At 69.7% G+C, this 13,449-nt stretch carries 14 protein-coding genes and 1 pseudogene; 1 reads left to right on the top strand and 14 read right to left on the bottom strand.

Annotation, left to right across the window (positions count from 1 at the left end; translation table 11 throughout):
• Nucleotides 1-151: 151 nt before the first annotated feature.
• Together tsf and rpsB are read right to left on the bottom strand one after the other, a co-directional pair.
• Entirely contained in the window at nucleotides 152-988 is an 837-nt protein-coding gene (tsf, locus tag ABZ532_RS25850) for a translation elongation factor Ts (protein WP_361288381.1), read from the bottom strand.
• 96 nt (nucleotides 989-1,084) lie between these two features.
• Nucleotides 1,085-2,005 (bottom strand): 30S ribosomal protein S2, encoded by a 921-nt coding sequence (gene rpsB / locus ABZ532_RS25855; protein ID WP_361288384.1) that lies wholly within the window; start codon nucleotides 2,003-2,005, stop codon nucleotides 1,085-1,087.
• 526 nt (nucleotides 2,006-2,531) lie between these two features.
• Between rpsB and ABZ532_RS25860 the strand changes: the two are divergent.
• A pseudogene (locus ABZ532_RS25860) lies at nucleotides 2,532-2,711 on the top strand (M23 family peptidase); the annotation flags it as partial.
• A gap of 274 nt (nucleotides 2,712-2,985) precedes the next feature.
• Here the strand turns inward: ABZ532_RS25860 and ABZ532_RS25865 are convergent.
• The 12 genes from ABZ532_RS25865 to rplS form a co-directional block, all read right to left on the bottom strand.
• Nucleotides 2,986-3,546: a helix-turn-helix domain-containing protein gene (locus ABZ532_RS25865; protein ID WP_361288560.1), complete on the bottom strand. Its 561-nt coding sequence runs from the start codon at nucleotides 3,544-3,546 to the stop codon at nucleotides 2,986-2,988.
• 112 nt (nucleotides 3,547-3,658) lie between these two features.
• Complete coding sequence (gene whiG, locus ABZ532_RS25870) at nucleotides 3,659-4,495, bottom strand: RNA polymerase sigma factor WhiG (protein ID WP_361288387.1); 837 nt, start codon at nucleotides 4,493-4,495, stop codon at nucleotides 3,659-3,661.
• Nucleotides 4,496-4,743: 248 nt separating this feature from the next.
• Nucleotides 4,744-5,922 (bottom strand): DNA-processing protein DprA, encoded by a 1,179-nt coding sequence (dprA, locus tag ABZ532_RS25875; protein ID WP_361288390.1) that lies wholly within the window; start codon nucleotides 5,920-5,922, stop codon nucleotides 4,744-4,746.
• Nucleotides 5,919-7,553, bottom strand: coding sequence for a YifB family Mg chelatase-like AAA ATPase (locus ABZ532_RS25880; RefSeq protein ID WP_361288393.1), 1,635 nt, complete (start codon nucleotides 7,551-7,553; stop codon nucleotides 5,919-5,921). The genes dprA and ABZ532_RS25880 overlap by 4 nt, the downstream gene beginning before the upstream one ends.
• Complete coding sequence (locus ABZ532_RS25885) at nucleotides 7,553-7,960, bottom strand: YraN family protein (protein WP_361288396.1); 408 nt, start codon at nucleotides 7,958-7,960, stop codon at nucleotides 7,553-7,555. The genes ABZ532_RS25880 and ABZ532_RS25885 overlap by 1 nt, the downstream gene beginning before the upstream one ends.
• Before the next feature lie 118 nt (nucleotides 7,961-8,078).
• On the bottom strand, nucleotides 8,079-8,387 hold the full coding sequence (locus tag ABZ532_RS25890) for a DUF2469 domain-containing protein (RefSeq protein WP_003993268.1): 309 nt from the start codon (nucleotides 8,385-8,387) through the stop codon (nucleotides 8,079-8,081).
• Between the two features lie 73 nt (nucleotides 8,388-8,460).
• Nucleotides 8,461-9,213 carry a signal peptidase I gene (gene lepB / locus ABZ532_RS25895; RefSeq protein ID WP_361288399.1) on the bottom strand — a complete coding sequence of 251 codons (753 nt, stop codon included), beginning with the start codon at nucleotides 9,211-9,213 and terminating at the stop codon, nucleotides 8,461-8,463.
• A gap of 48 nt (nucleotides 9,214-9,261) precedes the next feature.
• Nucleotides 9,262-10,152: a signal peptidase I gene (lepB, locus tag ABZ532_RS25900; protein WP_361288563.1), complete on the bottom strand. Its 891-nt coding sequence runs from the start codon at nucleotides 10,150-10,152 to the stop codon at nucleotides 9,262-9,264.
• A gap of 342 nt (nucleotides 10,153-10,494) precedes the next feature.
• Complete coding sequence (lepB, locus tag ABZ532_RS25905) at nucleotides 10,495-11,277, bottom strand: signal peptidase I (protein ID WP_361288402.1); 783 nt, start codon at nucleotides 11,275-11,277, stop codon at nucleotides 10,495-10,497.
• A complete protein-coding gene (gene lepB / locus ABZ532_RS25910; protein ID WP_361288405.1) occupies nucleotides 11,171-12,244 on the bottom strand; it encodes a signal peptidase I in 1,074 nt (357 codons plus the stop codon). Before lepB (ABZ532_RS25910) ends, lepB (ABZ532_RS25905) begins: the two co-directional genes overlap by 107 nt.
• On the bottom strand, nucleotides 12,237-13,022 hold the full coding sequence (gene lepB / locus ABZ532_RS25915) for a signal peptidase I (protein ID WP_361288408.1): 786 nt from the start codon (nucleotides 13,020-13,022) through the stop codon (nucleotides 12,237-12,239). The genes lepB (ABZ532_RS25910) and lepB (ABZ532_RS25915) overlap by 8 nt, the downstream gene beginning before the upstream one ends.
• A gap of 71 nt (nucleotides 13,023-13,093) precedes the next feature.
• The gene (rplS, locus tag ABZ532_RS25920; RefSeq protein WP_361288411.1) at nucleotides 13,094-13,444 is read right to left on the bottom strand and encodes a 50S ribosomal protein L19; all 351 of its coding nucleotides are present in this window, start codon (nucleotides 13,442-13,444) and stop codon (nucleotides 13,094-13,096) included.
• Nucleotides 13,445-13,449: the final 5 nt, after the last annotated feature.

Below are 13,449 nucleotides of genomic sequence, written 5' to 3' on the forward strand. Positions count from 1 at the left end.
TCGTGCACATACGAAGAAGGCCATTGCCGATGGGTGCTGGTGTCCCTGCGGCAATGGCCTCCTCGTCAGATCTGCGGTCGTCGTCCGGCGTCTCGCGGCCTACGACTGCTGGGAAAACCCTATCGGGCTCCCGTGTAGCTCGCGTACCGGCTCAGATGCCGACCTTGATGCGCGAGAAGCGCTTCAGGGTGACACCAGCGTCGTCCAGGATCTGCTGGACGGACTTCTTGTTGTCGAGCGCGTACGGCTGGCCAAGGAGGGTGGCGTCCTTGAAGAAGCCGTTGATGCGACCCTCGACGATCTTCGGCAGCGCGGCCTCGGGCTTGCCCTCGGCGCGGGTGGTCTCCTCGGCGACGCGGCGCTCGGACTCGACGACCTCGGCCGGGACGTCCTCGCGGGCGAGGTACTTCGGCGCGAAGGCGGCGATGTGCTGCGCGATGCCCTTGGCGACCTCGGCGTTCGGCTTGTCGAGCTCGACCAGCACACCGATCTGCGGGGGCAGGTCAGGCATGGTGCGGTGCATGTACGCGGTCACGAAGGCACCGGAGTACTGGGCGAAGCGGTCCAGGACGATCTTCTCGCCGAGGTTGGCGTTGGCCTCGTCCACGTACGCCTGGACGGTCTTGCCGGGCTCGATCTCGGAGGCGAGCAGCGCCTCGAGGTCGGCCGGGCTGGTGGCGGCGACATGGGCGGCCAGGGTGTTCGCCACGGCCAGGAACTTCTCACCCTTGGCGACGAAGTCCGTCTCGCACTTCAGCTCGAGGATGACGCCGGAGGTGTTGTCGTCAGCGATCAGGGAGACCACGGCGCCGTTCTCGGCGGAGCGGCCCTCACGCTTGGCGACACCCTTCTGGCCCTTGATGCGCAGCGCCTCGACGGCCTTGTCGACGTTGCCCTCGGCCTCGTCCAGGGCCTTCTTGCAGTCCATCATGCCCGCGCCGGTGAGCTCGCGGAGCTTCTTTACGTCAGCGGCGGTGTAGTTCGCCATGTCTGTGAATCTCTCTGAAGTCGAAGAGTCGAACGATCTACGGGTGAACGGCGGGGGCTTCTTGGGCCCCCGCCGTCAGCTTCCGGACCTGAGGTGTCAGGCCTGCTCGGCGTCCGCGGCCGGAGCCTCGGCAGCGGCCTCGGCCGGCTTCTCGGCCTCAGCAGCAGGAGTCTCGTCGTCGGCCTTCTTCTCGGCCTCGGCGGCCGGAGCCTCGGAGGCCGGGGCCTCGTCGGCCTTCTTCTCGCCCTCGAGCAGGTCGCGCTCCCACTCGGCCAGCGGCTCGCCCGCGGCCTTGTCGCCCGGCTTCGAGTCACCGGTGGCCACGCCGGAGCGGGCGATGAGGCCCTCGGCGACAGCGTCGGCGATCACACGGGTGAGCAGCGTGACGGAGCGGATCGCGTCGTCGTTGCCCGGGATCTTGTAGTCGACCTCGTCGGGGTCGCAGTTGGTGTCGAGGATCGCGACGACCGGGATGTTGAGCTTGCGCGCCTCACCGACGGCAATGTGCTCCTTCTTGGTGTCGACGATCCAGACGGCGCTCGGCACCTTCTGCATCTCGCGGATACCACCAAGGGTCTTCTCCAGCTTGGCCTTCTCACGAGAGAGGACCAGGAGCTCCTTCTTGGTGAGGCCGGAGGCGGCCACATCCTCGAAGTCGATCGCCTCAAGCTCCTTCAGACGCTGAAGGCGCTTGTAGACGGTGGAGAAGTTGGTGAGCATGCCGCCCAGCCAACGCTGGTTGACGTACGGCATCCCGACGCGCGTCGCCTGCTCGGCGATGGCCTCCTGGGCCTGCTTCTTGGTGCCGACGAACATGATGGAACCGCCGTGGGCGACGGTCTCCTTGACGAACTCGTAGGCGCGGTCGATGTACGACAGCGACTGGAGCAGGTCGATGATGTAGATACCGTTGCGCTCGGTGAAGATGAAGCGCTTCATCTTCGGGTTCCAGCGACGGGTCTGGTGACCGAAGTGGACGCCGCTTTCCAGCAGCTCCCGCATCGTGACGACGGCCATGGCCGTATCTCCTTGAGTTTCTCGGTTGTGTCCTGACGCCCCGGCGCGCCGTGCCGCGAGGACCGAGGGGCGCGACCACCGACCGCTGAAAGGGGTGGTGGCGGGGCGTGCGAAGTCGACCCGGTGGCCCGGATCGCCAGAAGAAGTGTACGGGACCCGCGCAGTGCCGGGTGACGGCACTGTCCACAACCGGTCGGTCGTCCACAGATCCCGGCCATGATCAGCGGGGTTGACGCGAATCCGGCACGGTCGCGGCATGAGACGCGTAGCGAAGTCCGTGAGGGTCGCGCTGCTCGCCAGGGTGCTCGCCGTGGTGGTGTTCGTGTGGGTGAGCTTGGTGAGCGCGGGCGCCGAGGCCCGGGCCGGGGCGCCGGGGCCGGAGCCGGCCGGGACCTGGCCGGTGAGGATGTGGGGACAGCCGCGGCCGGTGGTGGTCCGGGGCTTCGAGCCCCCGGCCGGGCCCTATGGGCCCGGGCATCGCGGCGTCGATCTGGCCGCGCCGCCCGGCGCGGAGGTGCGGGCTGTGATGGCGGGGCGCGTTTCGTTCGCGGGGCCGGTGGCGGGGCGGGGGGTGCTGTCGATCGTTCTGGCGGGCAGCGGGGAGCCTCCCCTGCGCACCACCTACGAGCCGGTGCGCCCGCTGGTCCCGCCGGGCACCGAGGTCACCAGGGGGGAGGTGGTGGCCGTCCGCGCCGAGGTGCCTTCGCACTGTGCCCAGGGGTGTCTGCACTGGGGCCTGCGGCGCGGGGACGCCTATCTCGATCCGCTGTCGTTGCTGCCCGCGTCCGAGCTGCGGCGCGGTCCTTCCCGGCTGCTGCCCGTCTTCGGAGTGCCGCTGCCCGGGTCGGGATCCGGGCATCTGATGGCTGCCGCGGCGCGTCCGGCGCGGGCCGGGGCCGACGTGATGCAAGGGGCGGCCCTGGCCGCGGTGGCGGTCTGGTCGCACCGCGCGCTACGGGGCCCGCCGCCGCTCGTACGGGTCAGTCGCCCCGGACGCCCCTCAGAGCCATGGACACCGCGGCTTCGGCGATCTCGGTGGGATCCTCGGCGGCGCCGAGCTCGATACGGCGGACCGCGGCGTCCACGATGCCCTGGAGCAGCATGGCGGCGAGACGGGGCTGCTGGTGACCGAGCTCCTCAAGGGCCTTGACGATCATCGCGACAAGGCCGCCGTGCGCGGCGCGGATCTTCTCGCGGGCGCCGTCGTCCAGTTCGCTCGCGGAGATCGCGACCACGGCCCGGTGACGTCGGTCCCCGACCAGATCGAGCTGGCGGCGGACATAGGCCTCGACCTTGCCTCCGGGCGTCGCGGACCGCTCCATGGCGGTTTCCACCTCGGCGGCCCAGACCGGGAAGTCGACGGCGCACAGCTCCTCGACGACTGCGGCCCGCGAGCGGAAGTACTCGTAGACCGAGGACCTGGCAAGCCCGGTGCGCTCGGCAAGGGCGGGGAAGGTCAGTGCTTCCGTACCGCCTTCGGACAGCAGGGAGCGCGCGGCATCAAGGAGGGCGCCGCGCTGCATGGTCCGGTGCTCGGCCACAGAGGCCGCTCGAATCCTTGGCACGGAACCACTGTACGGGCGGCGTGGTCCCGGCGGACATGGACGAAGAGTATTGGGGCGTGGACCACGGCGACCGCGCGCGAGGCACGTGTCAGCGGCCGACGTCCGCGAGCTTTGCCCGGAGCTGGAGGACCGACTTGGTGTGGATCTGGCTGACCCGGCTCTCGGTGACGCCGAGGACGTTGCCGATCTCGGCGAGGGTGAGGCCCTCGTAGTAGTACAGCGTGACGACGGTCTTCTCACGGTCGGGCAGCGTGTTGATCGCCCGGGCGAGGAGCCGTCTCAGCTCCCGGCCCTCCGCGACCTCGACCGGGTTGTCGGCGGCGGTGTCCTCCAGAGTGTCCATGAGACTGAGCCGCTCACCGCCCTCGCCTCCGACGTGCAGCAGCTCCTCCAGGGCCACCACATTGGCGAGGGACAACTGGCTGAACACCGCGTGCAGTTCTTCGAGCCCGATGCCCATCTCATCGGCGACCTCGCTCTCGGACGGCGTGCGTCTCAGCTGCGCCTCCAGCGTGGCGTAGGCACGCTCCACGGCCCGGGCCTTCTGCCGGACCGAGCGCGGGATCCAGTCCAGCGCCCGGAGTTCGTCGATCATCGCGCCTCTGATGCGGGTGATCGCATATGTCTCGAACTTGATCGCCCGCTCGATGTCGAACTTCTCGATGGCGTCGATGAGTCCGAAGACCCCGGATGAGACGAAGTCGGCCTGCTCCACGTTGGACGGCAGTCCGACGCTCACTCGCCCCGCGACGTACTTCACCAGCGGCGAGTAGTGCAGGATCAGCTGCTCCCGCAGCCGTCCGTCACCGGTGGCCTTGTACGACCGCCACAACTCGTCGAGCGACGAGGGCGCCGGCGGGCGCACAGGGCCACGGGCGGCGGGGGGCACCGCCGCGCGGTCAGACCCGGAGGTGTGCTGGGGCATGCGTTGCCTTGAGCCGTTCTGCTGTGGGGTGTGAGGGGCTGTCGGTGGGTTGGCCGGTGAGGGAACCTGGAGCGTAGCGTGACTGAACGGTTGCGGTGCGCGAACATCGGCGGATCGCGCCTGTGTGGGTAAGGGGCATCGGGCAGACCTTCGATTAGCGCGCCCACCCTCTTCCGCGCCGGTGTCCAGGGGGCCTCGGGGGCACGGCGAAGGTCGTCGGCATCACCCTTTCACCCGAATGCTCCAGGTCAAGCACCGCCTCGCCGGGAGTTCGCCGTCTGGGGCGCGCCCCACGCCAACTGCCAGCCTGAGCCCAGTCGTTCGACGAAGCCGAGCGACTGGAGTTCGTACAGCCTGCCGAGCGCCTCATCCGGGGTGGTCCCCGCCCTGAGGGCGATATCCCGCCCGTTCAGCACGCCTCGTGCCGGGAGCGCCTCCAGGACCCTGGTCTCCTCAGGGCCCAGGAGATCCCGTGCGAGCACCGGGCCGCGCCGGACGGGTGCGAGCTCACCGATGTCCCCGACCATCTCGACCACCTCGTCGGTGTCGGTCACCAGCACCGCCCCCGCACGCAGCAGTTCATGCACTCCCGCGGAGAGTCCGCTGGTCACCGGGCCGGGTACCCCCATGGTGCAGCGTCCGAGCCGCTGGGCGGCGCGGGCAGTGACCAGTGAGCCGCTGCGCAGTTCGGCCTCCACGACGACCGTGCCCCGGGTGAGGGCGGCGATCACCCGGTTTCGCAGCACGAACCGGCTGCGTGTCGGATGGGCGCCCGGCGGCAACTCGCCAACCACCAAGCCCTGTTCGGCGATGCGGCCGATCAGCCCGGCGTGGGAGCGTGGATAGGCGACATCGACCCCGCAGGCGAGCACGGCGACGGTCGCCCCCTCGGACGCCAGGACACCGCGGTGAGCGGCTCCGTCGACCCCGTGGGCCGCTCCCGAGACCATGACCCAGCCGCGCTCGGCAAGCCCTGAACCGAGGCGTGCCGCCATGTGCGCCCCGTAGGGGGTGCAGGCCCGGGCCCCCACCACCGCCACCGACCGCAGGGCCCATTTCCGCAGGTCTGCTCCTCCCCGCAGCCACAGGCCGACCGGTCTGGTGTCTCCGAGGTCATCGAGCTGGGTGGGCCACTCCAGGTCGCCGGGGCAAAGGAAACGGCCGCCGAGCGCCGCCACCGCCTCGAGGTCCTGCTCGGGGCGTGCCGCCTGGGCCCGTATCCGGTATCCCTCGATCCGCTGGTCTCCGGCTCCGGAGCGCGCGAGGTCAGGGCCGCCGCGGGAGCACAGGCGCTCCATGAGCCCCAGCGGACCGTGGTCGCGCAGCCACCGCCCGCCGTGTTCATCACCCGGTTCGACGACCCTGGTCAACGCGATCCGCGCCAGCCGCTCCTCATCGCTCACGCCGGCTGCTGTCCGGGTGCTCATGGCCAGCCTCCGACAGTGGCCGGAACACCCCGGGAGATACCCGTGCGCAGTTGCAGGGCCAGATCGACGTCCTCGGCAGCGGGGCGGTCACGGCCGCGGAGGTCGGCGACGGTCCAGGCGACCCGCAGGACCCGGTCCAGTCCCCGGGCGGTGAGCAGCCCCCGCTCCATGTCCCGCTCGGCCGCGCCGAGCGCGCCGGGCGCCGCGCGCCAGCGGACGCGCAGCTCATGTCCCGGCACCTCGCTGTTCACGGTCCACGGTGTGCCGTCCAGCCGGGCCGCCGCCCTGGACCTCGCCTCCTGGACACGGGTGGCGACCGCCGCACTGGGCTCTCCCCGCCCCTCCCGTCCTTCGCGTCCCAGCAGGTCGAGGCGGCTGACCGGCTCCACCCCCACCCGCAGGTCGACCCGGTCGAGCAGCGGCCCGGACAGCCTCGCCTGATAGCGGCGGATCACCGCGGCGGGGCATTCACAGCCGGTACCCAGCAGGGTGTGCTGTCCGCACGGACAGGGGTTGGCGGCCAGCACCATCAGAAAGCGGGAGGGAAGCCGCACCACACCAGCGCTGCGTGCCACGACCACATGCCCGGACTCCAGCGGCTGGCGAAGCGCGTCGAGGACCTTGGCCGAGAATTCGGGGGCCTCGTCCAGAAAGAGGACCCCACGATGAGCCAGCGAAACGGCCCCGGGTCTCGGCAGGCCCTGCCCGCCTCCCACAAGTGACTGCATCGTCGCGGAGTGGTGGGGCGCGCAGTACGGAGCCGAGCGGACCAGAGGTTCACCCGGGGGGAGGATGCCCGCCACCGAGTGGACGGCCGTGACCTCGAGGGATTCCCGCCTGGTCAGCGGCGGGAGCAGCCCGGGGAGCCGCTCCGCCAGCATGGTCTTGCCCGCTCCTGGCGGGCCCTGGAGGAGCAGATGGTGCGCTCCCGCGGCGGCGACCTCCAGCGCTGTGCGAGCGGTGTGCTGACCGACCACCTCCGCCAGGTCGGGGGTGTGCCCCGCACCGGCCCGCCTGTCGCCCGCCAGCCCCGTGCCGACGCCGGCTCCGGGCACCAGCAGTCCGGCGAGCATCGCGTCGGGCCGTCCCTCGTCCTCCGGCTCCTCCTGAGGCACCGGTTCCTCGCAGAGCACGGCGATCAGCTGGCGCAGGCTGCGCACACCCAGCACGGACACCCCTGGCACCAGCGAGGCCTCACCGGCCGTCTGCTCGGGGACGACCACATGCCGGTATCCGGCTTCGGCCGCCGCGAGAACCGAGGGCAGCACTCCGCGCACCGGCCGGGCCCTCCCGTCGAGGCCCAGCTCGCCGATGAGCACCAGATCGGCGATCGCCGCGGGGTCGATACGCTCCGCCGCGCCGAGCACGGCGCAGGCGACCGCCAGATCGAAACCGCTGCCGCTCTTGGGCACGGAAGCGGGGCTGAGGCCCACGGTGAGCTTCTTCTGCGGCCACTCGGCCCCGGAGTTGACGACGGCCGCCCTGACCCGGTCCCGGCTCTCCACGAGGCTCTTGTCCGGCAGGCCGACCAGGGTGAAGGCCGCGACACCCGGCTCCAGATCGGCCTGGACCTCGACGACCACGCCTTCCACGCCGACCAGCGCCACGGAGCATGTGCGCGCGAACCCCATCAGGCCACCCCCCGCACATGCTCGACGAGCGGCGCACCCCTTCGGGGCACGAGCACCCCGACGAGATCGATCCGCACCCCGCCCTGCGGTGGTGGCGCTCCGCATCGGTGCAGCCAGCAGGCGGCCAGCCGTCTGAGCCGGTCCGCCTTGGCCGGGGTGACCGCGGCCATCGGATGCTGGAAGGGTCCTCCGCCGGAACGGCCCGATGGGCCCGGACCGCCCGGAGGCGCCCCCCTGCGGGTCTTCACCTCGCAGATGACGGTCGCGTCGCCGTCGCGGGCGACGATATCGACCTCACCAGCCCGCCCGCACCGCCAGTTCCTCGCCAGCACGACCATGCCGACCTCGACCAGCCGACGTGCCGCGAGCTCTTCGCCATAGCGTCCCAGTGCCCGTGTCGCGTTCATCCCGGTACCACCTCCGGCACCGACTCTGACGCGTCACTCCCCCGCTGGTGGATCTTGGTGATTCTCGGTGGACAACCGGTTCGCTGTGGATATCCCCATCACCCGGAAGGGTGATGGCTCAGCCGCTCGGAAGCTCGAGGTCGCTCTTGTTCAGCTCCTCGATGTTCACGTCCTTGAAGGTGAGCACCCGGACCTGCTTCACGAACCTCGCGGGCCGGTACATGTCCCAGACCCACGCGTCCGCCATCGAGACCTCGAAGAACACCTCACCCTGCACCGAGTGCACCTGCATCTCGTAGTCGTTGGTGAGGTAGAAGCGTCGTTCCGTCTCGATCACGTATTTGAACAGCCCGACGACGTCTCGGTACTCCCGGTAGAGCTTCAGCTCCATCTCGGTCTCGTACTTCTCGAGGTCCTCGGCGCTCATGGCATGTTCCCCTTCAGCCGTGCGTCTCCCCATTGTGCGCCAGGCTCACGCGCCCCCAGGCAATTTCCGGACCTCAGGCGTGGGTCGTCACCCGGTCACGCGCCTCGGGTGCCTTCCGCTGCCCGAAAAGCCGGGCCACGGGCCCGTAGGCCGCGCCGCCCAGGATCAGCACCGCCCCGGCCGCCACGGCCGCGAGGATCAGCTTCACCGGACCCGGCTGGGAAACCCCACCCGGCAGTGTCGCGAAGCCCTGCGGACGCGCCACGAGTCCGCCGGTCAGTGGCCAGGCCACCGCGTCCACGCGCGCGCTGACGTCGCTGCGTGACACCGCGCCGCGCCCTGCGTCCTGCAGGTGCTCCCGGGAGTCCAGGGAGCCCATGCGCTCGTCACCGAGCAGGAAGAGCTTCCCTTCCGGCACCTCGACGCTGAACTCCGTGGGCGAGGCCTGGCCCTTGGTGAGCAGATAGGGCTCATCGACCGCCTTGCCGTTGACGGTGAGCCTGCCCTGAGCGTCACAGCACGCGACGGTGTCGCCGCCGACCGCGACGACCCGCTTGACCATGGGCGTATCGCCCCACAGCCTGTCGGTGAAGACCACGACATCGCCGCGCCGCACCTCGGAACCGTCGATCCGCTCCGCCAGCACCCGGTCGCCGGGGTGGACCGTCGGCGACATGGAGTCCGTCGGCACCGTGTAGGGCTGGTAGGCGATGGCTCCCCACGCGAACCCTCCGAGGAAGAACACACAGCCGACGGCCACGGCCAGCCCCGACAACACCCTGCCGACACGGCCGTGACCGCCCGCTATGGATCCTGTTCCGCTCATACCAGCGCCTCCCTCCGGAGTCGACAATCGCTGATCTGAGTCGGCACCTTACCCGGCGGTACGGCGATCAGTCAGCCTCCGCCTGCGGCGGATCACCAGCGGAAGTGCGCCCGCGACACCGATGGCACCGGGTGCCACGGTCGTCGCCGCCGCGGCGAGGCCCGGCTGGTCAAAGGTGTCCGGCACCGGCAGTGTCGACCAGCGGTCGATCGGCCAGGCCACCACCACGGCCCGCCCTACGACCTTGTCCACCGGCACGAAGCCCTTGTTGGCGTCCTCCATGTGGTAGCGGGAGTCCCGGGAGTTCTGCCGGTGGTCGCCCATCACCCAGATCCTGCCCTCGGGCACCTTCAACGGCCCGAACGGCGCGTCGTCGCACGGCGTGTTCCCCGGATAGATGTACGGCTCGTCCAGCGCCTTCCCATTCACCTTCACCGGACCACCCGCCTTGCACTCCACCGTGTCACCACCCACCGCGATCGTCCGCTTGATCAGATCCTTCTCCTCGGACGACGGCATCAGACCGATGAAACTCAGAAACTGCTGCACCGCATTCGGCTCAGGAGTCGGCTCCCCGTCCAGCCACCCACCCGGATCATGGAACACCACCACCTCACCCCGCTCCGGCTCCCCGCCGAACCACGGAGTCAGCTTGTCCACCAACACCCGATCACCACGCTGAAGCGTGTCCTGCATCGAATCGGACGGAATCGAGAACGCCTGCACCAGAAACGTCTTGATCAACAACGCCAGCAACAACGCGATACCGACCAGCAGCGGCAGCTCCTTCCAGAACGAACGCTGCTTCCTGACCTGAGGGCCGTCCCCATCGGGGTGATCTACGGGACCTGCGGATCCTGCGGGATCGGAGGCAGACTCGGCGGGCTGCTCGGGCCTCTGCTCGGGGTCTCCATGTCCAGACTGTGCACCGACGGCCACGTCGCTCACATCCACTCCTCTATCTGCTGCGCCAACGCCTGCCCCTGGGCACTGCCGATCACAGGCCCATTACTCCGAACAACGAGCGGGAGTTCCGCACGGCTACTGCCATTCTCCGATCGCCTGCCGACCGGCGGCTCACGGTGCGCAGCCCCACCCGCCGTGCGCCCCATCGGCAAGCGCCCCCCGGTCGCTCAGCGTGCTCGCCGGGCGGCCGGGGGGCGCTTCGTCAGCTTCGTCATCCGTCAGCATTGTCAAGCGGGTCCTTCTGGCACCCGCGAGCGGGACCGGCCTCCATCATCGCGCAACGGAGCGCCCGGGGCCGCCCGGCGCGTCCGCGTGTCAGCGGCCGGATGCGCTGTCCGGCGCCGACAGTGTCGACCAGCGGTCGATCGGCCAGGCCACCACCACGGCCCGCCCCACGACCTTGTCCACCGGCACGAAGCCTGCGTACGGCCCGTTCTGGTTGTAGCGGGAATCAAGAGAGCTCTGCCGGTGGTCGCCCATCACCCAGATCCTGCCCTCGGGCACCTTCAACGGCCCGAACGGCGCGTCGTCGCACGGCGTGTTCCCCGGATAGATGTACGGCTCGTCCAGCGCCTTCCCGTTCACCTTCACCGGACCACCCGCCTTGCACTCCACCGTGTCACCACCCACCGCGATCGTCCGCTTGATCAGATCCTTCTCCTCGGACGACGGCATCAGACCGATGAAACCCAGAAACTGCTGCACCGCATTCGGCTCAGGAGTCGGCTCCCCGTCCAGCCACCCACCCGGATCATGGAACACCACCACCTCACCCCGCTCCGGCTCCCCGCCGAACCACGGAGTCAGCTTGTCCACCAACACCCGATCACCACGCTGAAGCGTGTCCTGCATCGATTCCGACGGAATCGAGAACGCCTGCACCAGAAACGTCTTGATCAACAACGCCAGCAACAACGCGATACCGACCAGCAGCGGCAGCTCCTTCCAGAACGAACGCTGCTTCCTGACCGGGACGATCTGCCCGTCATCCTCAGCGGGGCGTTCCTCGGGTCCTGCGGACGCTGCGGGCTCTGCCGGTCCCCCGGACCGCTCGTCTCGCCCGGGTCCAGATCGTGCGTCGACCGCCACGTCCCCCACATCCACTCCTCGCTCCGCGCCACGCCCCGTGCCGGAGACGGTGCAGCCCCACCACCCCCATCGCCAGCGGAAGTTCCGTGGCGTCCGGGAGGCCGAGCATCGCGTTCAGATTCTGAGTGGACACACTATGCGACGGGCTTGTGGCGGTGGTCGCGGCACCCCGCGCGTCGGGTACCGACGCGTAGGTCCCGCGTTGTTCGAGGCCCTTCCAGTGGTCGAAGGGCCAGGCGATCACGACGGCCCGTCCGATGACCCCGTCCAGGGACACCGTGCCGTCATAGGCCTCGTTCAGATGGGCCCGCGAGTCGGCCGAGTTGGACCGGTGGTCGCCCATCACGAAGAGCCGTCCGTCGGGGACCCGCACCTCGAAGCGCAGTGTCGACGGCCCGCTGTCGGGGTGGAGATAGGGCTCGTTCAACGGGACGCCGTTGACCGTGACCCGGCCGTTCGTGTCGCAGCACTTGACGGTGTCACCACCGACACCGACGACTCGCTTGATCAGATCCTGCTCGTCCTCCGAGGGGAGCAGCCCGATGAAGGTCAGCACCTGCTTGACCTGCTTGAGCACCACCGGATCGTCCTTGACGGGTGTCTGCTCCTGCTGGAGCCAGCCCCCCGGGTCCCTGAACACCACGACATCGCCGCGCGCCGGCTTCTTGCCGAACCACGGGGTCAGCTTGTCCACAAGCACCCGGTCGTCGATCTGGATCGTCTGCTCCATCGAGCCCGACGGGATCACGAACGCCTGCACGAGGAAGGTCTTGAGCCCGAGCGCGATCATCAACGCGACCACGATCAGGATCGGTATCTCCTTGACGGCTGAGCGCCGGCGCCGCCGCTTCACCTTGCGGGCGAGCCTGCGCCGCTCCGCACGCCCCGGCAGGGTCCGGGTGCCGTTGGTGGGGCGGGAACCGGTCGGCAACCGGGTATCGGCCCGGTGGCTCGCACGCCGTCCGCGGTTACCCATGGGCACCGCCGGGGGGCACGGAGTCGAAGTTCATGGTCGGCTCCAGCGACGACCAGCGTCCGGCCGGCCAGCCGATCCAGTCCACCCGGCCGATCACCTTGTCCAGCGGCACCATGCCGCCGCCGGGATCTCCCAGGTGGTCCCGGGAATCACGGGACTTGCCGCGGTGGTCCCCCAGCACGAAGAGCGTGCCCTCGGGTACGACGATGTCGAACGGCACGCGGGAGGGGGCGTCGTCGGGATGGACGTAGTACTCGTCGATCGCCATGCCGTTCACCTCGAGCCTCCCCCCTTTACCGCAGCACTTGACGCGGTCGCCGCCCACGCCGACCACGCGCTTCACGAAATCGGTCTCGGCCGGTTCGGCGAGCCCCAGTGCGGCCGCGGTGCCCTGCACCAGCCCGGCGAGCGCATTGCGGTCCCCCGCCTCCTGGACGAACGACCCGGTGCCGTCGAAGACGACGACATCCCCGCGCCGGGGCTCGGATCCGAAACGGTACGCCAGCTTGTTCACCACCACCCGGTCGCCGACCTGGAGTCCGGGTTCCATCGAGGTGCTGGGGATCAGGAAGGGCTGGACCACGAAGTGGCTCAGCAGCAGCAGGAGGACACCGGCGACGACGCCGAGACCGGCCGCACGGCGCAGGGTGAGCCGGCGCAGGAATCCGGAAGCTCGCGCGGGTATACGCACGGAGCGCGACCGCTGCTCCGGCAGGGACTCGTCGGTCCCCTGGGCGGATGAGCGGTCGCGCTCCGTGTGCTGTACGTCGGTGTCCATCGGTGCCAGATGCTATCCGGCCGCGATAAAGACCGTATGAGGCCTCAGCTTGGCGCGGTGTGAGCCTGAGCTCACCTGTCGCGCTTCTCCTTGATCTTCGCGGCCTTGCCGCGCAGCTCACGCAGGTAGTACAGCTTGGCGCGGCGGACGTCACCACGGGTGACGAGCTCGATCTTCTCGAAGATCGGGCTGTGCACCGGGAAGGTGCGCTCGACACCGACGGAGAACGAGACCTTGCGGACCGTGAAGGTCTCGCTGACGCCGGAGCCCTGGCGGCGGATGACGACACCCTTGAACTGCTGGATACGGGAGCGGTTGCCCTCGATGACGCGAACGTGGACGTTCACGGTGTCACCGGGACGGAAAGCCGGGACGTCGGTCCGCAGCGAGGCGGAGTTGACGACGTCGAGCACGTGCGACATGTTCG

The organism is Streptomyces sp. NPDC019396 (assembly GCF_040632375.1).
Classification (GTDB): Bacteria; Actinomycetota; Actinomycetes; order Streptomycetales; family Streptomycetaceae; genus Streptomyces.